The sequence below is a fragment of the Citrobacter sp. UYEF32 genome (genome assembly GCF_040546205.1).
GTDB lineage: Bacteria > Pseudomonadota > Gammaproteobacteria > Enterobacterales > Enterobacteriaceae > Phytobacter > Phytobacter diazotrophicus.
This window is the reverse complement of sequence record NZ_JBEPNI010000013.1, coordinates 1-24,827: the sequence shown is the minus strand read 5'-3', so window position 1 is coordinate 24,827 and position 24,827 is coordinate 1. Positions and strand designations below refer to the sequence as shown.

Genomic DNA, 24,827 nt, shown 5'->3' with positions numbered 1-24,827 from the left:
GTTAAGCCTCCTGCAGGGTAGCTTTATCATCAAAACGAGCGCGAAGACTCTCACGCATTGCCAGAACTTCTTTTTCTACATCGAGCAGCTGCGTGGCCGCATCCTGATGAACTTTTGCAATATCTTCTGCGGTCTGGAAAAGCGTGTCCTGAACCACTTTCAGCGTTTTAATATCATCGCCAAGACGTTGATTAGCTTTCATCACCGCAACCGCATTCTGGCGTAATAATTTAGCATTGCTGATCAAAAGCTCGTTTTTAACATCATGCAGCTCTCCGGCCAGCGCCTCTGCCTCCTTTTCTTCCGTAAGGGCTGCGGTCATCAAAAACTGACGTTTCATACTAGGAAACGTAACCTGTCTGACCGTATGGAACTCATCAACGAGGTTACGGTTAACACCCTGAATAACCCGGATCATTGGCAGTATCTGCAATGCTGACTGCTGAGAGACAATAAGGTTGCCAATGCGTTTATTGAGATTTGAGATCACCATTTCCATATCGCCAATCTCATTCATTTTTAAGGGGTCATCACCAACGGTCTGCTTCATGCCATCCAGTTTGTCATGTAACTCATTCAGACAAAGTTTGCCTGCGGCAATATGGACGCCAAGAAGACGATATTCTTTCGTTACTTCTTTGTGCATCTGATCCAGCACCCGATTACTGTCGGAAAGATTGGCCTGTGTTGTGTTCACTTCGGAAATAAGAGCGTCAATCTGTTCTTTCGTGGACTGAAACTGGTCCGCAAAAGTTTTTCCGCGATTAATGATACGGTTAATGAGCGGGCCAATTACCGGTAGTCTGGATTCATGAAGGCCCGCGCTGGCTTCATTATTCGCACGAGCCAGGCTGAGAATTTCATTCAGTTTTTTCCCTGCTTCGCCGGTGTTCCTGCGGTTCATCTTTTCCAGTAATTCATCGGCATAACGAGACGTGTGTTCTGCAACACCATGACCAAATTCATACACGGTATCAGGGGAAGCAATATCAATCGTGTCAGCAAGCGCCCGAATATCCGCTTCATCTTCCTGGCGTAAACCGAATTGTGACAGCGTAGCCGGTGTAATAACGAATGGCTGGATTTCCGTAGTTGTGGCAGTAGTTTGTGTGTTCATTATTCAATTCCCTCAATACTTTTATTCAGACTGGTCATCAGGGCCGTATGCGCCTGCGTTGCCTGAGCGATCATTTCCGGGTTCATATGTTTAGCGGTAAGCAGGGCAAGCGTATGCTCCTGCCAAACAGGAACCATGATTTTTTCTGTCTCTTTGAAGCGGTCCAAAATATCGATGGCGTTCGCTTGCACGATTTTCATATGCATGATGCTCAAGTCATGAGAATGTTGCAGGGTCGCCAGATTCGCCAGCCTTCTTGAGAATCGCGCACGGGGATTAGCAACCACCATACTTACTGCATCTGCGGGGCTGCTATCAGGGATTTCTTTCAATAATTGTTTACCGGCATCCAAATATACCTGCAGCTTGTTTTTTTCAATTTCATACTGGCTTTTCAGTTCCTGCAGGACGGTAAGCAACTCTTTAACATGCTCAGATAATGATTTTCCTTCCTCAACCAGCTTGTTTACGTTGCTTCTGGCGTTCTGATACCGCACCATTTTTTCAAGATGTTTACCGGTAAACCGTGCGAACCAGGATGGTTCTTTTGCTATGCGGCGCGGGTCTGCCTCGTTCAGCTCGTCCTTGATCTCGACAATTTTCCGTGCCAGCGCAGAAACAGCAGATTTTTCAATTAGACGGGAATAGCGTTCGCCATTGTCCTGCGATACAACTGACTCCCCGTAACGGCTGATAGCGTCAGCCTCCGTAAAGAGTATCGGCAAGAATGCTTCCCTTAAATTCTCAATTGTCGGGATAGTGGTCAGTGGGTTAGTCGTCATCTTTACCTCTGTATTCCAGGAGGATTTAAGCGGCTATGTTTTTAGCCGCTAAAATCTGTGGGTGTGGCACTCACACGCCCGCGTCTAGCTGTTTGCTGATATTGAAACGCAGTTCATCCTGCTTCAAAGCCTCTTCTGCATCTTTTAACAGGTCTTCAAGCACGGTATAGGTCAGGCTGCCGCCGTTGTGCTCCATCGCTTTACTGACTATTTCTTTGACAAACGGCGCAAACTCGCGAATTTTCTGCAGATCAGACATTGTGATCTCATCGTTTTTCCAGTTCCCCGCAAGATAACCCGCAGGGCCAAGGTACAAACCGTAAACACAGATGGAAGGAATAAGCGTGAAGGCAGCGCCTGCAAGTGGACTGATATCCGTCATAAACGGATAGCCAACTAACAGGATCATCGCGCCAGGCAGAAAAAGAGTCAGAAGCGTTTTCCAGCCATGTTTTTTGGAATGGGTTGAGGCGTAGGTGTCAAGAAGCGAGCGGAGTGTAAGAACGTTTGCCCGCGCCTGATTATGTTCTGCAGTAGTTAAGATCTGTTTCATATAGCCCCCTTGTTTAGCTATACAAAAGTTTAGCTAAACAAATCATGCAGGGCAACAAAAACTTCAAAAAAAAACCGGCATAGGCCGGCTTATTTAATGATGACTTCTCTGAACAGCAGAACGATAGCCGCTATACACAATAGCTGCGATATCCCCCTGGACTGGCGGCCCCATGCAGCCAGTCTGCGTATCAGTAAATTAGGGCTATCTGTGTGGCAGGAGTAATAATCTGGCGGCATCAGACCGGGCGATGCTGCAGCCCCAAGTAAACATGCAAATGCAATTTTAGGTTCGCCTGCAGACAGAAATACTACGGCAGTGAACAGCATCATTACGCCAGAAAAAAGGAAAAGGTAGAAATGCCACCGCTCCTGTAAAAACCTCATGACGCTACATGTCCTCTTTTTTCATAAGCATAGGTAAAGCGATTAAAATCACTTACGGGGATATTTTTTATCACTCCGTCGCAATTCACTTTATTTACAGCTTCACTGAACGTGCCGGGAAGGGCATTTTCTTCAACTAACCGGCACTGTGTCAGCGCCTTTCCCTGGCTGATATCGTTGTCATTATAAACGGGTACAGAACCATACATGACCAGTAATGCGCTAAACGATATGGCAGCCAGCAAAAGACTCCCGTCCAGGAAGTGCTCGCCCTTGTTCCTTTTTTTAAGCATCCAGACCGACAACAGAAATACGATGACTGAAAGAGCCAGCAAAATGAGAAGTCCGACTGCATAGGGTTGTAAATCACGGTAATAGAAAATCATATTCTCTCCCGCAGCTCTCACACTCATATCAGGGCGCTTTGGGTTTCCAGGTTGCCATGATGTAAGTAAGAGCGGCCAGCAAAAGGAAACTGATCACGAATGGCCATGCTGCAGTGAACGGGCCATGACTCCAGTTAAAGAGCATTCTGAAAAACTGCAACAGAACATTCGCAATCAGCATTATCCGTACAGGAATCCAGAGGATGACCAGCACCAGGTAAACAGCACCGATGACACCATGCAAAATATTGCGCAAAGTGCTGTCAGACGCATTACCATTCTTTGTCTGGTGCGTCTCTTCCTGCGGCTTGCTGTCCTCATGACGAGGAAACTTAATTACATTGGTCATACTGGCCTCCTGCTGGATGGGTACACTGGAACCGGCAGTCAGTGTCCTCGACGTTGAAGCGTTAATGTCGGCCTGCATACACGCCGAACAGCAAGCTCCATGATTTCTGTACAGATACGATGATGTTCTTTTGGTGTCAGACAATCAGCACAAATCTGCCCTAATTCAGCTTTTAGGGCATCAGCTCCCCAAATGCTACGTTCTGACATGATGAGACTGCAACCACAGCGCCTGCAATGTGTGTGAACAAGTGATTTCTTCATCGGTGTTCTCCGGTAGTTGACCTGAGTGATGTACCCGGCCTTTATATACATTATAGGACATTTTGTCCTAAATGGGAATTTTAGCGGCTAAAATATTTTCACACACCCCAAATTTTACCAAAGCCTGCGTATTCAACCAGGATAGCCCAGGATGAAAAGGGTATTGGTGTATCTCCCCCAATCCACCGGCGCACCGTTCTGGAGTCTTTCAGACCGGTCAGTGTCGCTGCTTTACTGCCCGTTAGTTGAGCGATTTGCAGAAGGGTGCGAATTTCTTCTGGCGTCGGACAAATCCATCCAGCGCCGTAGGATAAAAAACACTCCGGCCTGATAGCCGCAGGGTAGGGGTTATTTTGCATTCACGATTCACCCAGGTTGTTTTCGTTATTATCAAGCAGTTTCAGCTGATCAACGCTGTAAAAAGATCGGATACAGGTCGGGTCAAAATCAACCACCCTGTCGCCGCGTCGGTTGATACGGTAGCGTACCGGTTTATCTTCATATGCCTGTACATTACCGGTATCGTATATCGTAACGATTTTTACAATCGTGCCAATGGTTTTAGTAAAAACTGGATGATGCACACTGACGACTTCGCAACGAGCACCAATATAAAACTCTCTGTACTGCTTAACGGTAGTAAGCCGGTCTTTATATTCTTTTGGACGTTCCTGTGCCAGCTGCCTGCGCCTCTCTCTTTCCTGTTCCATCGCAGCCAGGCGTTCTTCACGTTCCCTGTGTACGATATCAGTTATACGTTCCTGGGCCGCTACAGCCCATTTTCGGGCGATAAATGCTTTAGGGGCAGGCAGAAGCACCTCAACCCTGACAAATCCACCAGGGAGCGTTTCAGGCGTTCTGTCTGGCGGGGGGGTTAATGACTTCATCCAATCTGGCAAATATTCAGCAGCCAGACGGTCGCGCGAGTCAGAAGCGATGAAAAGAGGTTTCTTTCTGGCGTCAACCAGGCTCTGAAATATGCGCGTCATATGTGCAGCAACGGTTTCCCCAAGCTTAACCTCAGAAAGGCTAAACATATAAGAACGATAGCCCGTCTCTGAAACAAATGGTGCGCCAAGGTCTACTGCATTAAAAGAGGCTGACAGATACCCAATCATGCAGCCCGCTTTAATCTCAACCCGCGCGCGGCCTCCTGCAGTGTTTTCTACGATAAATTCACCGTTCTGGCCCCAAATCGGTACACCCCCCCCCTCAGCCCGGCAATAGTCACTGATAACATTCGCAGCATCACGTTCTCCGCTGCTGCAGCCAAAAAAAGTATTTCCGTTTAATTTCCATATGCAGGCTTCAAAGCGAAGAACAGCAACATCGCGGCTTTCGCTATCACCGGCAATACAGGCTTCGTTCAGATCAATAAGTGCGGAATAAGCGGCATCGAGAATACGATGATCGTCAGGCAGCTGCTTCGCGAGAACTTCCATTTGCTGATCACGCGAGTCATCCCCAGGATAATTTTTTGACATAGTACCTTCCTGAAAAACCCCCTGCAGGGCAGGGGGACCAGACTCATTTAATCGATAGCGGCACGAAACTGCGTATATTCATTATGCCCGTAAGCATAATCAAATAACCGATGATAATAATCATTACACCGTTCGGAGAAAGGCAGTTCAGAATTAGCGAGTTGAGCGAGTACAAAGCTGGTTACTACCATACCCGCAGCCTCTGCGGTTAAAAGGCCGTCAAAATAATTACCCTGGACAGAAATACGGTAGTGCTCCCGGCTATTTGGGGCCATAAAAAAACCACCGTTTGAGAGTTCATAAAAATCCCATTCACCGCCGTCGTAATGCGCCTCAATTTTATCCAGCGCACTGCTCAAATAATTACTTTTATTTTCAGGGCTTAATTTGCGCATCCAGTTATAAGTGTGGTTTTCAACAAAATGCCAGTATTGGCCGAAAAATTTCGGCATAAACATCAGGCGTTCTTCATAATCGGTAATTTTACGGGCAGTAACAATAACTTCATTATCCATCGGAGTTCTCCGGTAGTTGACCTGAGTGAATTACCCGGCCTTCAAAAAAAAGTATAGGACATTATGTCCTATACGTCAAGAAAATTAACATTCATTCGTGATTATCGCTTAATTTCGCATGAGCAGTTTTAAAATCCCTGTAATTATAAAAGGCAGCAACTAATTCCTGCGATTGCGTAACTTTAATGTTTATCCCGCTTTCATTTAAGGTTTTTTTTAAATGCCGTGCATGTCGTTTGATTTCATTAACATCTAACTCAATAATATTGAAATCAAGCAATGCTTTAAATACTTGATCAGCATATTCCACTAGATCAAATTTTATTAATCGGGAAAGTATTTTTTCCCTAACTCCGATATCAATCTTTGGGTTTGTGTTATCTGTATATTTCATACGAGAACCACTGGACATTATTTATACCTCTTCAATATTCACTGATAAAGCCCGCTGCGCGGGCTTATCTGAAACATTAGCGTTTTAAAAACCGCTCCAGCTGCTGCTTAAAATTATAATCAAAATCAGGTTCAAAATCCCATGCCCGCCAGATAAGTAGATTGGTATCTGATTCACGGATTTCGACCTGATGATCATCATATTTGGTTATATTAGAAACCTTGACAGTCACAGTATCCAAAAGGGGAGGGATATTTTTAAGTACATCTTTCATCGGAGTTCTCCGGTAAATGACCTGGGTGAATTACCCGGCCTTCAGATACATTATAGGACAAAATGTCCTATAATGTATAGTCTTATTGACTAAATTAGCCTGAATAGCAACCAGGCAAATCCAATCATCCCTATAAACGGAATAAGAATATTGAGTGTTAACACAATCCCCTCTGTTTTTATTAGTTTAAGGAATACTGTGTTATACAAATCAGATGATATATTTTTCTCCAGTTCCCGATTTTCATTTCTGGCGGAAAACCATAAAAAAACGATGAGGAATGTACGATGAATGCAAAATGCCAGCAGAAAAGCAGTCATCATCAATGATAAATGTTGTGCGTTCGCGATGTTTACCATGTAATAAACACTTAAAATTGCAAAAGCCACAGCAAAAACTGACGTTAGCCATCCCAGCGCCAGGTGTTTTTGTCTAAGCAATTTCAAAAAGTGTGTATTTGCGCCATCTAAATTTATATCGGGCTGGATATGTCCGTTAAGTACATTGCCTAAATATTTCGCACGGTCAAAATGGTGCTGCAAGAAAGCAATCATAATATATAACACTGCTCCTAATGCAGTAGGTAGCACTGTGCCTAAATCAGCCCCAAATGTACCAACAGTGAAGACCGATTCAAAGTGAGCATCCTGTTTCATATTTAACCCTTACCCGAAGAATTTAATAATACTGATACCGGATATGACAATACCAACCACAGAAAAAAACAGCATAGCCTTATAAAATCGACTTTGTTTTTTCAAAAATAATTTATTTATTTTATTGTATCCGTCTTCCGATAATTCCTTTTTAGCATCTTCACTAAATTCATTATTTACCTTTAATGAGCCAATTGCTCCAAATAAGCACTCAATACAAAAAAACAGAACAAATGAAGACAAAGCCAAAATTGCTGACCTGTAATCCCCTGATTCAATCATATTCGCCACGAAAAGCGCTATAAATCCGCAAAATGCTATAAAACTTGCACATGCAGTAACCAAGCTATATTTTCTTTTTTTACAATAAAATTTTCTTGTATTTGGGTTATCCGGGCTAAAAACGTCATCACTGGTAGAAAATACAAATTTCTTGTTCAGAAAATCTTGTAAAAATTTCGCTTGTGAATAGTTAGAAATACACATACTTAATGATAAGTAACTTATTACCCCTGTTACTACTGGCATACTTATCATGAATAAAGATAAGGCCGAAGTAATATCTGCTGAACTGCCACCATTCATATTGTTTCCCTTTTGTCAGAATCGAGCACTACCCAACATTTTGCGCCATCATAGTCATTACCCCCTTCGGCAATAAAAATATTACCGTCACAGTCTACGGCAATAGCTCCAGGTTGTTCATCTTGCGCATCACGTAAACAGTTTTTCCAGCCATATGCAGTTTTTTTCCAGATGAGAACTATACCGTTCTCGGCCATATCCGGGTTATGTTGCCGCCAGCGATGAGCAATGCTTACATAATCCATGATTAACCCGCCGCAGCCAGGAAATCCTGAATAGGACGGAAATGACTGCTAGCGATGATTTTACGGCTTTCCCAGCGGTCATGAGCGGCCTGCAGGTTAATCCAGAAATCCTCATCAGTCTGAAAAAGAACGGCCAGCTGAGAGGCTTCGGAAACGCTGATACGCCGACTGTTATTAATGATTTGCCCGATTACTTTCCGGGAAACCCCCATAACCTGCGCCAGCTCTGCCTGAGTGATATTCAACGGCTTTAAAAACTCTTCTGAAAGCATTTCGCCTACGGTGGTAGGTTCTGCCATGATCGTATCCATATCGCCCCCTTAACGGTACTTATGTGGATCGAGGTAAATCTCGTATGCGTGGCCGTCTCGCCAGCGAAAAATCAAACGCCACTGGATGTTTACCCGGATGCTTGACCATCCGGCCAGATTCCCCTGCAGGCGTTCATAATTATTTCCCGGCGGCGCGAAAAGTGATTTTTCGCTGCTCGCGGCTTCTATGATCGATAATTTACGTCGAAGCGGTTTTTCAATCAGGGCCGGGATCTGTGCGCTACGCGTTCCGTTGAAGTAGAACAGGGCAAGTTCACTTTGGCCGTCCTTAAAGCTCCCAATCATTCCACCGCCTCACCTGACTATTGAATGATTATTATATCACCAATGCCTTACCGTGCAACCAAAATGGAACATGATGCATCCATAACGGAGCATTGAAAAGGATCTAAGGTATGGATCGATCCTCAATGATCCTTTGCCCTGAAAAGCCTTTCTCTTGGCGTAAAACCTTCTTTCTGTCTGGCGACACTGATTTACGATGCGTACTGCGTTCTGGTAGCTGGCAGATTGCTTCCAGCAAAGGTTCACCTTTGCTGAGAGCGTAGCGGCCTAGCTCGCGTAGCGAGTGAGTAATCATTATTTAGTTACATCATCCGTCAAGGTTTCTGTTTTGGGCCATGTGTTGGCCCGGAACAGAAATCCTTTGATGGGTCAGGCAGGGTGCGATTCATGATGGCTGGGGTTTTCGCCAGAGATTTATCTCTGGCAGAGCGTAGCGGCCTAAGCTCGCGTAGCGAGTGAGTCATTTTGGGGTGAAGACCGCTTGCGGTCGAGGGGCTTGCCCCTGGGGGGATGGGAGGCCGCTTGCGGCCGGGTGGGATTGAGAAGGGGGGTTTCCCCCCTTCGGGGGCGTCGTAGACGCGGTTAAAAATAAGGTTATATATATTTTGGTTAAAATGGTTAAAAGATCGGTTAAAGGATCGGTTAAAGATCTGGTTAGAGGGGTGTGGAAAGGTGTTTTATGCTGTTGATTTTTATAAAAAATTCAATCCACAGGCGTACCTCATATGTCATGAAAGCGTACCTCATATGTCATGAAGCCGTACCTCATATGTCACCAAAGCGTACCTCATGTGTCATGAAGGCGTACCTCATATGTCACCAAAACGTACCTCATATGTCATAACAATACCCGGTTGTTAACAGACTTATCCACAGAATTTGTTGATAAAATACACAAGAGAATTTATTGGCATGTATTAGCAAGAGCTGGCAAGAACTAAACACGGCCTAAACTTTTTTTTTGCCCGTAAACTGTACAGCTAAACTTTTGAGGCGTACCTCATATGTCATGAAGGCGTACCTCATATGTCATGAAATTTGCTCTTGGTCGCCTTCACCCTCTTTCCCGTCAGGAGTGTTGACCATGGCGGGATTGGTACGTTGGCAACCAACTGATGAACCGTTGACGAAAGCGTTATGAACCAATCCGCTTTCATTAAGTTCATCGCAAGCCTTCGAAACCTGTTGTTTCCATTTACGTGACGCAGAAGTTTCAGAACCGCACATGAGACGAAACGTTTCCAGTTTCATTGGATACGGATCACGGTGTGAACTGAAATAGTCAAACAAACGGCGAGCGGTGGGAGACAGCTTGCGGTATTTTTCCCAAATAAACTTTGAATAATGGTCCCCGGCAAAAAGCAAAACCATTTCCTTATCAATCATCACTTCACAACGCGATTGCCGCGTTCCGCGCTCAATAACTCGAAATCGTCCGATGAGAGAAACAGACTCCAGCTGCCCGACGCGATCAGAAATGAATTGCATGGCCGTTGCCTGCAGACGGGTAAGACATTCCTCAGCTTTGCTGATGTAACGCCCGTTATAAGACCATCCTAAATCCTGGCAGAGTTCATAAAACGTGAAAGTAATGGGTTCACCCATGGGCTTCCTTTTGGCGTACTCCAGTACCTGTTGCCAAACCAGCTCGTCATCATCGGCCCTTAGCTCAAGGCCGGTATAGGTGATCCGCACATCCTTATTGATATGATAGATTTCTTTCTTCTGCAGAGCTTCGCGGGGCTGGCGCTTATTTTTAACAGTAAAGAGCGCAGACCTAGCATAATCGTTAGGTAGTGCTCGCATGGAATCAGGCCATGGCGCAATGTCGAAAAGCGTCAGTTGCTTTTGTGTATTCTTCTCTTCGATAGTTTTTTTACGCTGGGCCAGCGCAGCCTGTTTCAGCTTATCGAGTTCTGAATGTGTTTTGTCATCTTTCATAAAAGCCTCAGCCGCTTTACCTGCGAATTGAGAAAAGGCCCATAACGGGCCTTTCATTCTATCCCATGTTGCTGCAGCAATCAGTTTTCATTGCCGGAAGCAGCCGGTTCCTTCGTATTCAGAAACTGGATTTTGTCAGCGATGTAATCAGTACCATAACGTTTCTGATCCCCCACGGTATACTGTGTATTACGGATTGTACCTTCAACAAACACCTGAGAGCCTTTGCCAAGGTACTTAACTGCGTTTTCTGCTGTCTTACCCCATACCTTAATCTGGAAATAATCTGTATATTCCTTGACTTCGTTCGTCTGCTGATCGGTATAGCTCCCATTAACGGCTATATCGAAAATTGCGAGCGATGTTTGATCAGGCTTGCTTTTTAGCTCTGTGTCTTTTGTTAAATTTCCGATAAACTGAAAGCGATTAAGACTTTTCATACAAAGATCTCTACCTCAGTAGTTAGGGAGCTTTCAGTTTAGCTATACAATTTGAGGCGGTCAACGATTTTAGCCGCTAAAATTTACATCGAGGCGAAAGCGTATTGTGTACAACCTAATTTTCTTTACTAACATCCTCAGACTGCTTGAAGAACGGAACATGACAAAGCAGGAGCTTTCCCACCAGGCCGGTGTGTCGATTTCATTTTTATCTGACCTGACTAACGGTAAAGCTAACCCTTCCTTGCGGGTGATGGAACGTATCGCAAATGCCCTTGATGTAGCCCTCCCTGAATTACTCGAAACTACTGACCTTGACGAAAACAGCCTGATGCTAATGGCAGATGGTAAGCCAGTTAAAAGCCTGCCGCCTGGTTATGTGCGTATTTCTGTAGTCCTGTCTGAACAGCAGGCGTTCCAGGTGCGTAAATGGAGTGAATCGACACGCCATAAGCTGGGGCAGGAAGCAAAAGAATTACTTGCAGAACTCCAGCAACTCCAGCAAAAGAACGAAGGTTAACGCCAGAAAAGGAACTCCACTGCAGGGAAGCAGATTTTAGCCGCTAAAATTTCCCCGTTTCGTTTCCCCTGAAACTTACAAAAATTTCGCTTTAATGTGGGATAAAGGCTTGCCTGCATCTTTGTTTCGGTATATCGTTTGCCGTAAATTTGTTTTGTAAAAGCAGTGTAAAGATAAAGAGGATTTTATGAGCGCTGTAGATACGGTTGATTCGAGAGCTATTGAAAAACTCAGAAGAGATATGGGGCCACTACTGATGGAAGCCCTCGAAGATCCTGAGACGCTTGAAATCATGCTTAACCCGGACGGAAAAGTGTGGCGCGAACGATTCGGGCAACCGATGTTCTGCATGGGTACTTTAGACAAGATGCGCTCAAAAACCATCCTACAAACAATCGCGGGTTTTCATGACAAAATAATTGATCATACCTCGCCATATCTTGAGTGCGAATTACCTATTGATGGTTCGCGTTTTGCAGGTCAGATCCCGCCGCTGGTTGCAGGTCCGGCATTTGCAATTCGTAAGAAAGCCTCCCGCATCTTCCTGCTTGATGAATACGTTGAAAATAATGTCATGACTAGGGCACAGGCCGACTACATTTGTCAGGCTATCTCTGCACATAAAAACATCCTTGTAATCGGGGGAACCGGTAGCGGGAAAACAACCCTTCTTAACGGCATCATTGCGGAGATTGTTCGCCAGTTCGGGAATGAACGTATTTGCATCATTGAAGATACGGGTGAACTGCAGTGTTCAGCAGAAAACTATGTTCAGTACCACACCACTGTTGATGTATCGATGACAGATATTCTTCGTCTGATCCTGCGTATGCGCCCGGACCGTATTTTTGTGGGTGAAACACGCGGCCCGGAAGCACTGGATATGCTCGATGCCTGGAATACCGGTCATGAAGGGGGCGCAGCATCCCTTCACGCAAACAATACCGCATCTGCCTTAACGCGCCTGCGTTCACTTATTTCACGTAACCCGTTTGCACCGCGTGAAATTGAGCCGGTTATTGGTGAAGCCGTTGATGTGGTTGTTCAGATATCAAAAACGCCGGAAGGTCGCCGCATTAAAGAAATTCGTGAAGTTCAGGGCTTTGAAGGTGGTGATTACATTTCTCGCCTCATTGCAGCTTAAACAGGGAGGACGCTTATACACAGCTACGTTTTATACCTTCGAGCGGGTTTCAAAGCTCACTTTTTATTAACAAAACCAACCTTCACTAAGGGGTAATTTGATGAAATCTGGTCTTTCTCAATTCAATCTCAGCAAACACGCGTTTATCGCGTTCCTGGGCGCACTGCTGTTTTTCGTTGCAGCTGAACCTGCTCTGGCGTCAAACACATCAGGCGGTGGCCTGCCATTCGACAGCTGGCTGACGAACATCCGAACCAGTGTTACCGGACCGTTTGCCTATACCGCCTCAATCATCGGTCTGGTTGCTGCCGGGGCAATGCTGATTTTCGGCGGCGATATGAATGGGTTCATGCGTACCCTGATTTTCATCGTGCTGGTTCTCAGTTTCCTTGTTGCTGCACAGAACACGCTTTCGGCTATTACAGGGCAGGGCGCTGAACTGGCTGCGATGTTGACTAACGGTAAAACCGGGGGAGTTGCATAACCATGGCCTTACGCACGATCCCCATCCGTAGGGTGGCATCACGTTCAAACCTTTTCATGGGCGGGGACCGTGAAATGGTTATGTTTTCAATCCTCCTGGCAGCGGTCCTTATCTTTACCTCACAAGACTGGATCGCTGCCGGTGTGGGTGTCGCGATTTGGGGAGTTTCACTTGCTCTGCTGAGAAGGATGGCGAAATCCGATCCGATGTTGCGCCAGGTCTATCTTCGCAGCCTCAAGTACAACCAAGCGCATTATGCGCCTCGCGCTACACCGTTCCGCATCAATACGACAGCTCAGGGGAACCGATATAAATGAACACAGCAATCCCTATCCTAGTTGCGTTGTTAGGGCTAGTCCTGCTGGGCATGATGTTCGCTGTCTACCAGCGCATGGTGAAGGACTATCACCTGAAAAAACACCGCGCTAAAGATGAAGCCTTTGCTGATTTGCTTAACTATGCCGCAGTAGTCGATGACGGCGTAATTGTCTGCAAAAACGGCTCCTTCATGGCGTCCTTCTTTTATAAGGGCGCAGACAACGCAAGTGCTACTGACCAGGAAAGAGAACTTGTCAGTTTTCGCATCAATAAGGCCATTGGCAAACTTGGCAATGGCTGGATGATGCACGTTGACGCCATGCGTAATCCTGCACCGTCATACAGTGACCGTAACGCCTCTCATTTTCCTGATCGCGTTTCAGCAGCCGTTGACGAAGAACGTCGCAAACTGTTTGAAAAATTGGGCCAGCTGTATGAAGGCTGCTTTATTGTCAGCTTTACATGGTTTCCACCTCGCCTGGCAGAAAGCAAATTTACCGAACTGATGTTTGATGACGAACGTGAAGCGGCCAGCAACCTAGCCACGACACGCAATCTGCTTGAAAAATTCAAGCATGAAATTGCGATTATTAAGGCCAACCTGTCTCAGGCGGTATCTGTTGAGCGCCTGGGTGGTATGAAAGTGGAGCTGGAAGACGGGACTGTCGCCACCATGGATCAGCAGTTAGAGTATTTGCAGTATTGCATTACTGGCCTGCAGCATCCGGTTCGTCTGCCTAACAACCCTATCTATCTGGATAGTCTGATCGGTGGTCAGGAGTTTTATCCCGGCATCGTTCCGCGTATCGGGAAAAACTTCGTTCAGGTGGTCGCTATCGAAGGCTATCCGACAGAATCCTATCCGGGGATTCTGACCAAACTGGCCGAACAGCCTTGCGAATACCGCTGGTCTACCCGTTTTATTTTCCTGGATTCCCATGAGGCTATTTCCAAATTAACGGCATACCGCCGTAAATGGAAACAGAAGGTCCGTGGCTTCATGTCACAGCTTTTTAATACCAATAACGGCTACGTGGATGAAGATGCCTTATCCATGGTTCAGGATGCCTCTTCTGCCATCGCAGAAACAAACTCCGGTATGGTCAGCCAGGGTTATATGACCAGCGTAATTGTGCTGATGAATGAAGACCGTAAAAAAGTCGAAGACGCAGCAGAGTTTATGCGCAAGGCGATCAACAACCTGGGCTTTACTGCACGTATTGAAACGGTAAATACCGTGGATGCCTATTTTGGTTCTCTGCCGGGTCATGGTGTGGAGAACGTGCGCCGCCCGTTAGTTAATACGCTCAATCTGGCCGACCTGATGCCAACAAGCACTATCTGGCCGGGTGAGAACAAAGCACCAAGCCCTATGTTCGATGTGGGCGCACCTCCACTGATGCACGGTGTAACGTCAGGGAATACACCATTCCGTATCAACCTGCACGTTCGCGATCTCGGCCATGGCTTTATGTTCGGGCCTACCCGTGCCGGTAAATCAACACATCTTGCGTTAATGGCTCTGCAATGGCGTCGTTATGCAGGCTCACGCATCTATGCGTTTGATAAAGGTCTGTCGATGTACCCGACCTGTAAAGCCGCTAAGGGCAGTCACTTTACGATTGCTGCAGATGATGACCGCCTGGCATTTGCTCCATTATCACGCCTTGATACGCCATCGCGCCGCAGCTGGGCTATGGAATGGATTGAATCAATACTGATTCTGAATAATGTGAAAGTTGACGCGCCAATGCGTAACTCAATTGCTGATGCGATCAAGAGTATGGCAGACAGTGGGTCTAAAACGCTCTCTGAGTTTTCCGTTACTGTCCAGAACACAGAAATTCGTGACGCACTCAAACAGTACACGATTGATGGCAACATGGGCCACCTGCTCGATGCAGAAGAAGACGGTCTGGATATGAGCGATTTCATGACGTTTGAAATTGAAAACCTCATGAACATGGACCAGAAATATGCCATGCCGGTCTTGTTATATCTCTTCCGTCGCATTGAAGAATCGCTGGATGGCCGTCCGACGCTGATCATCCTCGATGAGGCATGGCTGATGCTCGGCCATGAAGCGTTCAGGGGCAAAATCCGTGAATGGCTCAAGTCCATGGCGAAGAAAAACTGCTCCGTCTTTATGGCAACCCAGCAGCTGGGTGACGCGGCTAAGTCCGGCATCCTTGACGTCATTATTGAATCTACTGCCTGCCGAATCTTCCTGCCTAACCCGAACGCCCTGCAGGAAGAAGCAATGCCACTTTACCTCAACATGGGGCTAAACCGCCGCCAGATTGAAATCATCGCGTCAGCAGTACCCAAACGCGAATACTACTACGTGTCGGAAGAAGGCCGCCGTCTTTATCAACTGGCGCTTGGCCCGCTGGCGTTATCTTTCGTGGGCGCTACCGATCCTGACTCCATCAAAACGATTAAAGAGCTATCGAATACATACGGTGATAAGTGGGTAGACGAATGGCTGCGTACTAAAGGCCTGGATTTGAATGATTACGAGGTTGCTGCATGAAACTTTTTAAGAGCAAAAAAACCCCTCAACCTGACACCCCAAACCCATATCTGAATGCGCGGCGTTCGTGGAATATTCACATGGGGCATGTTCAGCAGTTTGGTGCGCTGGGTATTTTCTTTGGCGCAGCTGGTCTGCTTATTGGACTCGCTGCAGTAGGGGGTATGACCTATATCGGTAGTCAGCCGAAATTTGTCCCAATGGTCTATCAACAGGACCGTGCTGATAACTATGTCAGCCTGACCAGGGCAGACAGACTGCCTCCTGCCAAGGTTGATGATTACCGCTCCAGTGCATGGAAGTTTATTGAAAATATCAGGACGGTTACGCCAGATAGTGAGCTGCAGCGTAAAGCAGTTCTTCGGACGTATGCCTTCCTGTACCCGGATGATGCGGCCACAGTTAAAGCGAATGAGTTTCTTAACGGCTCGAAAGAGCGTAATCCGTTCACCCGCGCACAAACTGAAATGGTCAGCACTGAATTGCTTTCTGCAATTCAGCAATCACCGGACACATGGCAGGTGGACTGGATCGAAACCACCCGTAACCGGGACGGTACACTGAAAAGTGAACCGGTCAAAATGCGCGCGCTTGTCACCATCTATCAGAACACTGATTTGAACGCCAGCATCAACGAAAACAACGATGTGATGAACCCGCATCGTATCTTCATCAAAGATTTTAACTGGTCAAAACAACAGTAAATTCGGGGCCGAAAAATGAAAAAGTCAATTATCGCAGCATTTTTAATGATGAGCTTTCCGCTTCTGGCTAGTGCGGCTCCCGGTAGTGATCCGCTGGCAGACCAGTATTTCAACAAAAACGAACCACAGCTGACACCGCAAGAAAGGGCTGCTATTGGTATTGGTCAAAAATGGCAAACTGGTGCTGGCAGTGTCAGCAGTAAGCCTTTTGCTGGGCCAGATGGTGCGATTAATTACGTTTACACAACGGGACAGACTCAGGTTGTCTGCGCCGTTCTGCAGGTCTGTGATATTGCCCTGCAGCCTGGTGAAAACGTCAACAACATCAACAGTGGTGATCCGCGTTTTATTGTTGAACCCTCGATCACCGGCTCCGGTGCTACGCAGCAGTTGCACCTGATTATCAAGCCGCTTGATGTTGGGCTTGATACGTCGCTGGTTGTCACTACAGACCGCCGTACCTATCGCTTCCGGTTGAAGTCCAGCCGCAAAGAGTTCATGCCTTATATCGCGTTTACCTACCCGGAAGATGCACAGGCAAAATGGGATGCTATCCGTTCCCGCGAAGCCAAGCAGTTGCGCGATAACACTATTCCACAAACCGGTGAATACCTCGGCAACCTCGATTTTAATTACTCAATCAGCGGTTCTGCGAGCTGGAAGCCAGTCCGTGTTTATAACGATGGCGTGAAAACTATCATCCAGTTCCCCAAAAATATTTCTTCTGGCGAAACCCCGATCCTCCTTGTTGTGCGTAAAGAAGGCGGCTTGTTCTCAAAAGATGAAACTCAGCAGGTGAACCTGCGTACCCAGGGAGACAGAACGATTGTTGACGGCCTGTTTGACAAAGCGTTTCTGGTAATTGGCGTCGGTTCGAGCCAGGAAAAAGTGACTATCACAAGGGGCTAATGATGAACGTGATGAAATTAACCTCTGCAATGGTGCTGGCCGCAAGCCTGTTAATGACAGGCTGTGTATCTTCTGGCTACGGCAATTATTCCAACGCCAGCATGTTTGCCTCTACCAGCATGGCTGATAACACCGTAACGCATTTGGCCGCGCTGTATCCTCCTGGACGCACAACGTTCACGATGAAACAGCCAGCCAAAGACCAGTTCGGTTCTGCACTTGTTCAGCGTCTGCGTTCACGCGGTTATGCCGTCAAAGAATTTACAAAAGATGGGAAACCTCAGAGCGCACTGACTAATGCGGGAACGTCCCTCGGCTATGTGGTGAATACTGTCGCACCGAACCTTTATCAGGTCACAACGTATGTCAATGGTGTGACATTAAGCCGTGGTTTTGTCGTGGCTACTGACGGCAAGGCATACCCTGCTGGCCCCTGGACTCGCGAGGAATAAAGGATGGCAGACCAAGATAAAATGTCCCCGGATGCTTCTCCGGGGGTAGCAAATAAAACCGGTGTACGCCGCGTTAATAAAAGGCCGATGTATATCGCACTGGCTTGCGTTGCCGCTTTTTGTCTCGTTGTAGCTTATGTGGCAAACAAACGTGCAAATCAGAGCGCCGCAGATAATGCAGAATCTACCGTGTCCCACGGTGGAAATCGCACCACGTCTGCAATGGCAAATGAAGTTTTAGGTGGCGGTAGCACGGGCCTGATTGGTGCTCCTGCTACCCCGCCAACATTGCCTGAACAGAACAACAAGACAGCACAGAACAAGCCAACAACTGCGTTGCCTTCTGTTCCTGTCGCGCCAGTAGCTAACCCCGATGAACCGCCTGTTCCTGAACGGACGGGGGCGGCTCCCCAGCAAATCGATCCAGAGCTGGATCAGATGCGTCGTAATAAAGCGCGCGATTTTATGGATGCAGTCAAAGCCAAAACGCAGGTCAGTTTACCTGACCAGTTAGGGCAGGGAACCCGCGCCAGCGGTAATACACCTCAGACGCGCGATGAAATGCTGCAGCAACTTGCCAATGTGCGCCGCCAGATGGAACAGAACACATCTGATCCAACCGGCAGCTATGAGGCTCAGGTACAGCGCATTCGTTCAACCATGAACGGCGGCGGTGATGATAGCTCAATGGGTAGTGCCGGTGGTGGTGGCGGTGGTATGCAGCTGGCCGCTGTAGGGGGATCGCCGGTTGGCCGTAACGATATTAATCAGTTTGGCAAAAAAGGGCAGGGCGACCGCTGGTTACTGGATGAGAAAGTTACAGCCCCTCACAGCCCGTATGAACTTCGTGCTGGCTGGGTTATTCCTGGCGTCATGATCAGCGGTATTAACTCTGATTTACCCGGTCAGATTGTCGGCCAGGTATCTCAGGACGTTTATGATACCGCGACGGGTAAATACCTGCTTATTCCTCACGGTACGCGTCTGGTTGGCACGTATTCAAGCGATGTTGGTTACGGTCAGGAAGGCGTGATGATCGCATGGCAGCGTCTGGTGTTCCCGGATGGTAAAGCGCTTGATTTAGGCTCTATGCCGGGTGCTGATATGGCGGGTTATTCTGGTTTCCGTGATCAGGTTAATAACCATTACTTCCGTATCTTTGGTAATGCCCTGTTACTGTCCGGTATCACCGCGACTATTGCCTATTCTCAGGATCGCGACCAGAACAACAACAACTCTAACCAGGCTCCTAACATGAGCAGTGAAATGTCTGCGGCGCTGGGTCAGGTGTTTGGTCAGGCGATTGCGCAGGTTGTTCAGAAAAACCTGAATATCGCACCTACGCTCGAAATTCGTCCTGGCTATCGATTCAATATCATGGTCACAAAAGACCTGGCTTTCACCAAGCCTTACCAGTCCTTTGATTACTAGGAGAGAAGACGATGACAAACCGTATTATTTTAGCGGCTAAAAAAGCGTTACTGGCTTCCTTCGTGGCTACTGTCATGACCTTACCGGCGCAAGCCGGTATTCCGGTCATCGATGGCACAAACGTTGTCCAGACAACCATCAGCGCTGTTAACAACGTTCAGGCGGTGGCGAAGCAAATTCAGCAGTACCAGACGCAGCTCCAGCAGTACGAAAACATGCTACAGAATACCGTAGCGCCAGCGGCATATATCTGGGATCAGGCGAACTCAACAATCAACAAGCTCCTGCAGGCGCAGGATACGTTGAACTACTACAAAAATCAGGCGGGTAGCCTTGATTCTTATCTCCAGCGTTATCAGGATGTTAACTATTACCGGTCTTCTCCGTGCTTCAACAGTAATGTCACATGTACAGCTGATGAGATTAAGGCACTGCAAAATGCCGACAAAAACAACTCAGAAGCCCGTAAGAAAGCAAACGATGCTGTCTTTAAAGCAATCGACCAGCAACAACAAACCCTCACGACTGACGCAAACAATCTGGCGGATTTGCAGAGCCAGGCGAGCGGCGCAAAAGGGCAGATGGAAGCAATTCAGGCGGCAAACCAGCTTGCCAGCGCTCAGACCAATCAACTCTTACAGATTCGTTCGATTTTGCTGGCACAGCAAAGTGCTGCCGCGACGCTTGCACAGGCAGAGGCAGATAAAGATGCGCAGCGTACTGCTGCATCTGCGGCAATAAGAGAAGGGACTTACACCAAAAGCCCGGCTAAAAGCTGGTAATTTTATTTAATTGAATCATTACCTGGTAATTATTTACCAGGTAATAAACAAGGATTATTTACCATGAAAAAATTACTCCCTATTGTTCTTGCTGCCTTTTTCATTACTGCCTGTGACCAGAAACCCGATCCTAAAAGAGAGGATTGCAGCAAACCAGTGGCAAAAATGACAGACGCAGAAAAAGAGCAGTGCGGCAAGGCTGGTAGCTTTACTAAAAGCCCACATAAAGAATGGTGAGAGTATGAAATCCCGGTATTTATTTTTTCCCTGCCTGACTCTCTTGTTACTTTTTTTAAGTACGCAAGTGCAGGCCGCGCCATTAGATAGTGCAGGGCTGCTTGACGATATTCTTAATCGTTTTGCAGAAACCGCTTATCTTTGGGCTGACAAAATTCAGAGCTATGCAAGGTGGTTATTCTGGACACTTGCATTAATTTCAATGGTCTGGACTTTTGCCATTATGTATATGAAAGGGGATGGCATTAGTAGCGCTCTAACGGAGATAGTTCGTTTCTTCGCTGTCCTGGGGTTTTTCTTTTTCCTGGTTGATAACGGTCCCAAAATAGCAAGTGACCTGCTGTTGTCGTTACGACAACTGGCAGCAAGTGCCTCAAAACTTCCTCAAGGGCTTTCTCCATCAGGGATAGTGGATATCGGTTTTGATATCGTTGGCCGCGTGCTGGAACAGTCATCAATATGGGAACCATCAGACTCCATAATTGGCGCATTCCTTGCGGGCATTATCCTGTGCATCCTGGCTCTTATTGCTGTCAACATGCTTCTCCTGTTGATCACTGGCTGGATTCTGACCTATGCAGGCATATTACTGCTCGGCTTTGGTGGCGCTCGCTGGACCTCAGATATTGCGATTGGGTATTTCAAGACCGTACTAGGGTTGGGTTTACAGGTATTCACGATGATTTTGATCGTGGGTATAGGCCAGTCATTCATTGACCAGTATTACACGGCAATGGGGGATGGAACCGTTCAGTTGAAATCCATGTTTGTCATGCTGGTTGCGGCTATCGTTCTGCTTGTACTGGTTAACAAAGTACCGCCAGTTATCGGAGGCATTGTCGGCGGTGCGCAAATGGGCGGGATTGGATCATTTGGCGCGGGTGCTCTTGTAGGGGCTGCAGCAGCCGCTGCCGCAGCCGCTGCAACAATGGGCGCTGCCGCAGCCGCTGGCGCTACCTCAGCAGCTGGCGGTATGGATGCCCTGAAAGCTGCCTTCCAGTCTGCACAGGCTGCAATGGCAGAAGAAGGGGGGAGTGGTGGATCTGGCGGTGGAATGGGTGGCGGTGGCGAAGATACCGGCAACGTTGATGCTACCGGGGGAAATCAGTCAGGTTCTGGCGGCGGTTCTGAAAGTGGTTCGCAGGGTGGTTCCCAGGGTGGTTCCGGGGGCAGCTCAAGCGGAGGAAGTAAGGGTTTCGCACAATCTTTCTCCCGCGCTGGCCGTATGGCTGGACACATGGCTAACAGCCTGGCAGAAGGAATGTCCGCGCGTAATGCCGCAAAGCATGAATCAAAAATGGCTTCGGCTAGAGATGCTATTTCACAAACAGCGGGCGGCCAGCTGGCTGCGCAAATCCGTGCTCAAACTGCATCACGCAATGCTGGCCCGATGGTATCTGATGACGTTGCATTACAGGGGGCATTTGCCAGCAATAACAATAATGAAACCGGCACTGACTTTGCCGGTGACAGCCTGGGTGGTAATGATCAGGCTCAAAATAATAGCACTGACACAGGTTCTGTTGACGAACAGAAACAACAAGGCAGTGATGAATATGAACAGTTCAAAAACAAACAGCGTTTCTGAGAGGCTTATCATGAAAAATACCCTGTCAATTTTACTGCTTGCTGCTTCCACAATGGTGTTAACAGCCCCGGCTAAAGCAGCCGATCCATGTCAGCAGGTATTGTGTCTTTCTGGCGTCATGGCCGGGAAAGGAGTCGTTAGCGGTTGCTCTGGTGCTGTAGGGGATTATTTCAGCATCATTGAAACTAAACACGGCTCATTCCTGCCGGATCACACAGCGAAAAAAAGAAAAAAACAACTCGATAAGTGTCCCGCAGCAGGTGCTGATGTTATTGAGAAAATCAACAACAAATTTGGTCGCTTACGCGGTCTGTAAGAAGGTGAGTCTGCGATGAATAACCATATCGTTTTAACTACCCAAAAAGCGTTACTGGCTTCTTTCGTGGCGTCCTTAATGATGGTATCACCGGCGCAAGCCGGTGTACCAACTCTGGACATTCCTCCTGCACAAGTTGAGCGTGTTGTTTGCTCTATAACAGCGGCAATAAAGTATCAAATCCCCGCCAACTTAATGCTGGCCGTCGCAGAACAGGAAGGAGGGAAACCGGGCCTGGAAAATAAAAACAGAAATACCGATGGAACATACGATACCGGGCCAATGCAGTTCAATACTGTCTATCTGCGAGATCTGGAGAAATATGGCATCACTGCTGAGGACGTGTCTCAACCAGGTTGCTATTCCTACGATCTGGCTGCATGGCGCATTCGCGGCCATATTAAAAATGATACTGGTGATATCTGGACTAAAGCGGCTAACTACCACTCCAGAACACCTTATTTTAATCAAATCTACCGCGACCAGATCATACCCAAGGCGGCGAAATGGGAAAAATGGATTGAAGCACGATTTAATACATTTGACGCCACAAATCCCGCAAAACTAGCTGAACAGACGCAGTTAGCGTCTGCGGTTGTTACGCCAGAAGAAAAGACGATTTCTACTCCTGAACAGGTTTCATCAACTGAGCAGGCGGGTGCTGAACCCCCTAAAAATGACGGTACAGCTGCAAGCGCTACACCATCAACAGAACTTATTGGCTTTGCCGCCTCGGTTAAGCAAATACCAGTAAAACAGGTAGCCAAAGCTGATTATCAGCCTTCTACTGAACCACTGGCAGGGCATTACAACAAAGCGGCAGCTGACGCACTGGCAGCTGTGTACGGGAATATAAAATTTCGCTAATTTTAGCGGCTAAAAAATCATGCCTTATAAAAATTTATCATTATTAAAGTGGATCGCTTTAATCCTTATGATTGGCGATCACATTAACAAATACCTTCTAAATGAAAGCATTCCTTTCCTGTATTATGCAGGAAGGGTTGCCATGCCATTATTCGTGTATGTGATGGCATATAATTTAGCAAGACCAGATACTTTAATGAATGGAGGTTACTCAAGAATATTCCAGCGGCTTTTTGTTTTTGGTGTTATAGCAACGCCAGCATATATATTACTTGGGGGTATTTTATATGATTGGTGGCCTTTAAATATATTATTCACACTACTGACTATATGCTTGACTTGTTATTTAATTGATAAGCCCGGACGAATATATAATTTATATGCTCTACTTGTTTTTGCATCATTCGGGGCGGTTGTGGAATTTTGGTGGCCTGCTGTTGCCATGGGTGTTCTGGTATGGCTGTATTATAAAAAAGAGCAGGGCGTTTTTCTGTTTCTGGCGTTACTTTCCTGCGCGGCGCTCGCGGTGATAAATCAGAACTTTTATGCTCTGCTGGCCGTGCCGGTGATCATCGTTGCAGGAGGGATAAGGATCAATGTTCCTCGCCTTAAATGGTTATTTTACGCCTTTTATCCGGTGCACCTTTATCTGATACTGGCCCTGAGAGCCTATCTGTCAAATCAGGGCTATCTGTTTTTCACTTAATGCCGTCAGCGGGATTATCGTACTGAATATGGTAAACCCTGCTGATGATGTGATTCCTGCAGCGTACAAACGTCCCATTCATTTTAAACGCCACATCTGCATTGTCATAAACGTCATCGATATCGTTAAGCCCACATACTTTACGGGCATCCCTTGCAGAAAAGCTGTCCACGTTTTGAGGAGTGTTGACCACTCTGTTTCCAGCCAGAAGCGCCGGATATGTATCTGCTGCCTGCCATACAGCCTTTTCCAGTAACATGCCAGTAAACCCAACCAACGCAACTACAATGCCTGTTCTGATAATTGTTTTAGCTTCCATGTTTAACTTAACCGGTAAAGTTTCTGTTAACGCAATGGTAACACCGCCTATGAGGACAGTACATGCGCAGCTGGAGCACTCCGGGCCTCTGCGACACGCACACGGCCAGCGGGGGACAGAACATGCGCAGTGGAGCACTCCGGGCCTCTGCGACACGCACACGGCCAGCGGGGGACAGAACATGCGCAGCTGGAGCACTCCGGGCCTCTGCGACACGCACACGGCCAGCGGGGGACAGAACATGCGCAGTGGAGCACTCCGGGCCTCTGCGACACGCACACGGCCAGCGGGGGACAGAACATGCGCAGCTGGAGCACTCCGGGCCTCTGCGACACGCACACGGCCAGCGGGGACAGAACATGCGCAGCTGGAGCACTCCGGGCCTCTGCGACACGCACACGGCCAGCGGGGGACAGAACATGCGCAGCTGGAGCACTCCGGGCCTCTGCGACACGCACACGGCCAGCGGGGACAGAACATGCGCAGCTGGAGCACTCCGGGCCTCTGCGACACGCACACGGCCAGCGGGG

33 protein-coding genes are annotated in these 24,827 nt (G+C 47.4%); 15 read left to right on the top strand and 18 right to left on the bottom strand.

Annotated elements, in window-relative coordinates; translation table 11 throughout:
* Position 1 precedes the first annotated feature (1 nt).
* The 17 genes from ABIB59_RS25315 to ABIB59_RS25235 form a co-directional block, all read right to left on the bottom strand.
* A complete protein-coding gene (locus ABIB59_RS25315; RefSeq protein ID WP_033557784.1) occupies positions 2–1,117 on the bottom strand; it encodes a toxic anion resistance protein in 1,116 nt (371 codons plus the stop codon).
* Positions 1,117–1,899 carry a toxic anion resistance protein gene (locus tag ABIB59_RS25310; protein ID WP_033557785.1) on the bottom strand — a complete coding sequence of 261 codons (783 nt, stop codon included), beginning with the start codon at positions 1,897–1,899 and terminating at the stop codon, positions 1,117–1,119. The genes ABIB59_RS25315 and ABIB59_RS25310 overlap by 1 nt, the downstream gene beginning before the upstream one ends.
* 70 nt (positions 1,900–1,969) lie before the next feature.
* A complete protein-coding gene (locus ABIB59_RS25305) occupies positions 1,970–2,452 on the bottom strand; it encodes a hypothetical protein (protein WP_033557786.1) in 483 nt (160 codons plus the stop codon).
* 382 nt (positions 2,453–2,834) lie between these two features.
* A complete protein-coding gene (locus ABIB59_RS25300; protein WP_354037464.1) occupies positions 2,835–3,224 on the bottom strand; it encodes a hypothetical protein in 390 nt (129 codons plus the stop codon).
* A 28-nt stretch (positions 3,225–3,252) separates the two neighbouring features.
* Complete coding sequence (gene kleE, locus ABIB59_RS25295) at positions 3,253–3,573, bottom strand: KleE stable inheritance protein (RefSeq protein WP_033557788.1); 321 nt, start codon at positions 3,571–3,573, stop codon at positions 3,253–3,255.
* A 38-nt stretch (positions 3,574–3,611) separates the two neighbouring features.
* Complete coding sequence (locus tag ABIB59_RS25290; protein WP_072019480.1) at positions 3,612–3,836, bottom strand: DUF2688 domain-containing protein; 225 nt, start codon at positions 3,834–3,836, stop codon at positions 3,612–3,614.
* A gap of 359 nt (positions 3,837–4,195) precedes the next feature.
* Positions 4,196–5,320, bottom strand: a complete 1,125-nt coding sequence (locus ABIB59_RS25285) for a protein klcB (protein WP_354037461.1) — start codon at positions 5,318–5,320, stop codon at positions 4,196–4,198.
* A gap of 47 nt (positions 5,321–5,367) precedes the next feature.
* Entirely contained in the window at positions 5,368–5,835 is a 468-nt protein-coding gene (locus ABIB59_RS25280; protein WP_033557791.1) for an antirestriction protein, read from the bottom strand.
* A 91-nt stretch (positions 5,836–5,926) separates the two neighbouring features.
* Entirely contained in the window at positions 5,927–6,247 is a 321-nt protein-coding gene (locus ABIB59_RS25275; RefSeq protein WP_354037459.1) for a glyoxalase superfamily protein, read from the bottom strand.
* Between the two features lie 58 nt (positions 6,248–6,305).
* On the bottom strand, positions 6,306–6,503 hold the full coding sequence (locus ABIB59_RS25270) for a DUF905 family protein (RefSeq protein ID WP_033557793.1): 198 nt from the start codon (positions 6,501–6,503) through the stop codon (positions 6,306–6,308).
* Between the two features lie 89 nt (positions 6,504–6,592).
* Complete coding sequence (locus ABIB59_RS25265) at positions 6,593–7,159, bottom strand: hypothetical protein (RefSeq protein ID WP_033557794.1); 567 nt, start codon at positions 7,157–7,159, stop codon at positions 6,593–6,595.
* A gap of 9 nt (positions 7,160–7,168) precedes the next feature.
* Positions 7,169–7,744, bottom strand: coding sequence for a hypothetical protein (locus ABIB59_RS25260; protein ID WP_033557795.1), 576 nt, complete (start codon positions 7,742–7,744; stop codon positions 7,169–7,171).
* Positions 7,741–7,989 (bottom strand): antirestriction protein ArdR, encoded by a 249-nt coding sequence (locus ABIB59_RS25255; protein ID WP_033557796.1) that lies wholly within the window; start codon positions 7,987–7,989, stop codon positions 7,741–7,743. Before ABIB59_RS25255 ends, ABIB59_RS25260 begins: the two co-directional genes overlap by 4 nt.
* 2 nt (positions 7,990–7,991) lie before the next feature.
* Complete coding sequence (locus ABIB59_RS25250) at positions 7,992–8,300, bottom strand: HigA family addiction module antitoxin (protein WP_033557797.1); 309 nt, start codon at positions 8,298–8,300, stop codon at positions 7,992–7,994.
* Between the two features lie 9 nt (positions 8,301–8,309).
* Positions 8,310–8,606, bottom strand: a complete 297-nt coding sequence (locus ABIB59_RS25245; RefSeq protein WP_033557798.1) for a type II toxin-antitoxin system RelE/ParE family toxin — start codon at positions 8,604–8,606, stop codon at positions 8,310–8,312.
* A gap of 1,029 nt (positions 8,607–9,635) precedes the next feature.
* Positions 9,636–10,604, bottom strand: a complete 969-nt coding sequence (gene trfA / locus ABIB59_RS25240; protein WP_240532223.1) for a plasmid replication initiator TrfA — start codon at positions 10,602–10,604, stop codon at positions 9,636–9,638.
* Between the two features lie 23 nt (positions 10,605–10,627).
* Positions 10,628–10,987, bottom strand: a complete 360-nt coding sequence (locus tag ABIB59_RS25235) for a single-stranded DNA-binding protein (protein WP_033557799.1) — start codon at positions 10,985–10,987, stop codon at positions 10,628–10,630.
* Positions 10,988–11,093: 106 nt separating this feature from the next.
* On the opposite strand from ABIB59_RS25235, the gene ABIB59_RS25230 reads away from it, so the two are divergent.
* The 15 genes from ABIB59_RS25230 (at position 11,094) to ABIB59_RS25160 (ending at position 23,978) form a co-directional block, all read left to right on the top strand.
* Positions 11,094–11,507 (top strand): transcriptional regulator, encoded by a 414-nt coding sequence (locus tag ABIB59_RS25230; protein WP_033557800.1) that lies wholly within the window; start codon positions 11,094–11,096, stop codon positions 11,505–11,507.
* A 187-nt stretch (positions 11,508–11,694) separates the two neighbouring features.
* On the top strand, positions 11,695–12,651 hold the full coding sequence (trbB, locus tag ABIB59_RS25225) for a P-type conjugative transfer ATPase TrbB (RefSeq protein ID WP_033557801.1): 957 nt from the start codon (positions 11,695–11,697) through the stop codon (positions 12,649–12,651).
* A gap of 100 nt (positions 12,652–12,751) precedes the next feature.
* Positions 12,752–13,135 (top strand): TrbC/VirB2 family protein, encoded by a 384-nt coding sequence (locus ABIB59_RS25220; protein ID WP_033557802.1) that lies wholly within the window; start codon positions 12,752–12,754, stop codon positions 13,133–13,135.
* 2 nt (positions 13,136–13,137) lie between these two features.
* Complete coding sequence (locus ABIB59_RS25215; protein WP_033557803.1) at positions 13,138–13,452, top strand: conjugal transfer protein TrbD; 315 nt, start codon at positions 13,138–13,140, stop codon at positions 13,450–13,452.
* Complete coding sequence (locus tag ABIB59_RS25210; RefSeq protein WP_033557804.1) at positions 13,449–15,986, top strand: VirB4 family type IV secretion/conjugal transfer ATPase; 2,538 nt, start codon at positions 13,449–13,451, stop codon at positions 15,984–15,986. Before ABIB59_RS25215 ends, ABIB59_RS25210 begins: the two co-directional genes overlap by 4 nt.
* Positions 15,983–16,690 carry a VirB8/TrbF family protein gene (locus tag ABIB59_RS25205; protein WP_033557805.1) on the top strand — a complete coding sequence of 236 codons (708 nt, stop codon included), beginning with the start codon at positions 15,983–15,985 and terminating at the stop codon, positions 16,688–16,690. The genes ABIB59_RS25210 and ABIB59_RS25205 overlap by 4 nt, the downstream gene beginning before the upstream one ends.
* Positions 16,691–16,705: 15 nt before the next feature.
* Positions 16,706–17,599 (top strand): P-type conjugative transfer protein TrbG, encoded by an 894-nt coding sequence (gene trbG, locus ABIB59_RS25200; RefSeq protein WP_033557806.1) that lies wholly within the window; start codon positions 16,706–16,708, stop codon positions 17,597–17,599.
* Positions 17,600–17,610: 11 nt separating this feature from the next.
* The gene (locus tag ABIB59_RS25195) at positions 17,611–18,051 is read left to right on the top strand and encodes a conjugal transfer lipoprotein TrbH (protein ID WP_240532227.1); all 441 of its coding nucleotides are present in this window, start codon (positions 17,611–17,613) and stop codon (positions 18,049–18,051) included.
* A gap of 3 nt (positions 18,052–18,054) precedes the next feature.
* Positions 18,055–19,482, top strand: a complete 1,428-nt coding sequence (locus ABIB59_RS25190; RefSeq protein WP_033557808.1) for a TrbI/VirB10 family protein — start codon at positions 18,055–18,057, stop codon at positions 19,480–19,482.
* Between the two features lie 11 nt (positions 19,483–19,493).
* Positions 19,494–20,264: a P-type conjugative transfer protein TrbJ gene (gene trbJ / locus ABIB59_RS25185; RefSeq protein WP_033557809.1), complete on the top strand. Its 771-nt coding sequence runs from the start codon at positions 19,494–19,496 to the stop codon at positions 20,262–20,264.
* Positions 20,265–20,327: 63 nt separating this feature from the next.
* On the top strand, positions 20,328–20,501 hold the full coding sequence (trbK, locus tag ABIB59_RS25180; protein WP_033557810.1) for an entry exclusion lipoprotein TrbK: 174 nt from the start codon (positions 20,328–20,330) through the stop codon (positions 20,499–20,501).
* 4 nt (positions 20,502–20,505) lie between these two features.
* On the top strand, positions 20,506–22,089 hold the full coding sequence (trbL, locus tag ABIB59_RS25175) for a P-type conjugative transfer protein TrbL (protein ID WP_354037452.1): 1,584 nt from the start codon (positions 20,506–20,508) through the stop codon (positions 22,087–22,089).
* A gap of 10 nt (positions 22,090–22,099) precedes the next feature.
* Positions 22,100–22,405, top strand: coding sequence for a TrbM/KikA/MpfK family conjugal transfer protein (locus ABIB59_RS25170; RefSeq protein ID WP_033557812.1), 306 nt, complete (start codon positions 22,100–22,102; stop codon positions 22,403–22,405).
* Between the two features lie 15 nt (positions 22,406–22,420).
* Positions 22,421–23,272: a lysozyme family protein gene (locus tag ABIB59_RS25165; protein WP_430861272.1), complete on the top strand. Its 852-nt coding sequence runs from the start codon at positions 22,421–22,423 to the stop codon at positions 23,270–23,272.
* Between the two features lie 19 nt (positions 23,273–23,291).
* Positions 23,292–23,978: a TraX family protein gene (locus ABIB59_RS25160; protein ID WP_050517058.1), complete on the top strand. Its 687-nt coding sequence runs from the start codon at positions 23,292–23,294 to the stop codon at positions 23,976–23,978.
* Here ABIB59_RS25160 and ABIB59_RS25155 read toward each other — a convergent pair.
* Complete coding sequence (locus ABIB59_RS25155; protein WP_033557813.1) at positions 23,971–24,297, bottom strand: hypothetical protein; 327 nt, start codon at positions 24,295–24,297, stop codon at positions 23,971–23,973. The two genes, ABIB59_RS25160 and ABIB59_RS25155, sit on opposite strands and share 8 nt — an antisense overlap.
* Positions 24,298–24,827 lie beyond the last annotated feature (530 nt).

Excerpts from the sequence above, each read along its gene's own strand:
- ABIB59_RS25315 (WP_033557784.1), bottom strand. The coding sequence starts at position 1,117 with ATGAACACACAAACTACTGCCACAACTACGGAAATCCAGCCATTCGTT.
- ABIB59_RS25310 (WP_033557785.1), bottom strand. The coding sequence starts at position 1,899 with ATGACGACTAACCCACTGACCACTATCCCGACAATTGAGAATTTAAGG.
- ABIB59_RS25305 (WP_033557786.1), bottom strand. The coding sequence starts at position 2,452 with ATGAAACAGATCTTAACTACTGCAGAACATAATCAGGCGCGGGCAAAC.
- ABIB59_RS25300 (WP_354037464.1), bottom strand. The coding sequence starts at position 3,224 with ATGATTTTCTATTACCGTGATTTACAACCCTATGCAGTCGGACTTCTC.
- kleE (WP_033557788.1), bottom strand. The coding sequence starts at position 3,573 with ATGACCAATGTAATTAAGTTTCCTCGTCATGAGGACAGCAAGCCGCAG.
- ABIB59_RS25290 (WP_072019480.1), bottom strand. The coding sequence starts at position 3,836 with ATGAAGAAATCACTTGTTCACACACATTGCAGGCGCTGTGGTTGCAGT.
- ABIB59_RS25285 (WP_354037461.1), bottom strand. The coding sequence starts at position 5,320 with ATGTCAAAAAATTATCCTGGGGATGACTCGCGTGATCAGCAAATGGAA.
- ABIB59_RS25280 (WP_033557791.1), bottom strand. The coding sequence starts at position 5,835 with ATGGATAATGAAGTTATTGTTACTGCCCGTAAAATTACCGATTATGAA.
- ABIB59_RS25275 (WP_354037459.1), bottom strand. The coding sequence starts at position 6,247 with ATGTCCAGTGGTTCTCGTATGAAATATACAGATAACACAAACCCAAAG.
- ABIB59_RS25270 (WP_033557793.1), bottom strand. The coding sequence starts at position 6,503 with ATGAAAGATGTACTTAAAAATATCCCTCCCCTTTTGGATACTGTGACT.
- ABIB59_RS25265 (WP_033557794.1), bottom strand. The coding sequence starts at position 7,159 with ATGAAACAGGATGCTCACTTTGAATCGGTCTTCACTGTTGGTACATTT.
- ABIB59_RS25260 (WP_033557795.1), bottom strand. The coding sequence starts at position 7,744 with ATGAATGGTGGCAGTTCAGCAGATATTACTTCGGCCTTATCTTTATTC.
- ABIB59_RS25255 (WP_033557796.1), bottom strand. The coding sequence starts at position 7,989 with ATGGATTATGTAAGCATTGCTCATCGCTGGCGGCAACATAACCCGGAT.
- ABIB59_RS25250 (WP_033557797.1), bottom strand. The coding sequence starts at position 8,300 with ATGGATACGATCATGGCAGAACCTACCACCGTAGGCGAAATGCTTTCA.
- ABIB59_RS25245 (WP_033557798.1), bottom strand. The coding sequence starts at position 8,606 with ATGATTGGGAGCTTTAAGGACGGCCAAAGTGAACTTGCCCTGTTCTAC.
- trfA (WP_240532223.1), bottom strand. The coding sequence starts at position 10,604 with ATGAAAGGCCCGTTATGGGCCTTTTCTCAATTCGCAGGTAAAGCGGCT.
- ABIB59_RS25235 (WP_033557799.1), bottom strand. The coding sequence starts at position 10,987 with ATGAAAAGTCTTAATCGCTTTCAGTTTATCGGAAATTTAACAAAAGAC.
- trbB (WP_033557801.1), top strand. The coding sequence starts at position 11,695 with ATGAGCGCTGTAGATACGGTTGATTCGAGAGCTATTGAAAAACTCAGA.
- ABIB59_RS25220 (WP_033557802.1), top strand. The coding sequence starts at position 12,752 with ATGAAATCTGGTCTTTCTCAATTCAATCTCAGCAAACACGCGTTTATC.
- ABIB59_RS25215 (WP_033557803.1), top strand. The coding sequence starts at position 13,138 with ATGGCCTTACGCACGATCCCCATCCGTAGGGTGGCATCACGTTCAAAC.
- ABIB59_RS25210 (WP_033557804.1), top strand. The coding sequence starts at position 13,449 with ATGAACACAGCAATCCCTATCCTAGTTGCGTTGTTAGGGCTAGTCCTG.
- ABIB59_RS25205 (WP_033557805.1), top strand. The coding sequence starts at position 15,983 with ATGAAACTTTTTAAGAGCAAAAAAACCCCTCAACCTGACACCCCAAAC.
- trbG (WP_033557806.1), top strand. The coding sequence starts at position 16,706 with ATGAAAAAGTCAATTATCGCAGCATTTTTAATGATGAGCTTTCCGCTT.
- ABIB59_RS25195 (WP_240532227.1), top strand. The coding sequence starts at position 17,611 with ATGAAATTAACCTCTGCAATGGTGCTGGCCGCAAGCCTGTTAATGACA.
- ABIB59_RS25190 (WP_033557808.1), top strand. The coding sequence starts at position 18,055 with ATGGCAGACCAAGATAAAATGTCCCCGGATGCTTCTCCGGGGGTAGCA.
- trbJ (WP_033557809.1), top strand. The coding sequence starts at position 19,494 with ATGACAAACCGTATTATTTTAGCGGCTAAAAAAGCGTTACTGGCTTCC.
- trbK (WP_033557810.1), top strand. The coding sequence starts at position 20,328 with ATGAAAAAATTACTCCCTATTGTTCTTGCTGCCTTTTTCATTACTGCC.
- trbL (WP_354037452.1), top strand. The coding sequence starts at position 20,506 with ATGAAATCCCGGTATTTATTTTTTCCCTGCCTGACTCTCTTGTTACTT.
- ABIB59_RS25170 (WP_033557812.1), top strand. The coding sequence starts at position 22,100 with ATGAAAAATACCCTGTCAATTTTACTGCTTGCTGCTTCCACAATGGTG.
- ABIB59_RS25165 (WP_430861272.1), top strand. The coding sequence starts at position 22,421 with ATGAATAACCATATCGTTTTAACTACCCAAAAAGCGTTACTGGCTTCT.
- ABIB59_RS25160 (WP_050517058.1), top strand. The coding sequence starts at position 23,292 with ATGCCTTATAAAAATTTATCATTATTAAAGTGGATCGCTTTAATCCTT.
- ABIB59_RS25155 (WP_033557813.1), bottom strand. The coding sequence starts at position 24,297 with ATGGAAGCTAAAACAATTATCAGAACAGGCATTGTAGTTGCGTTGGTT.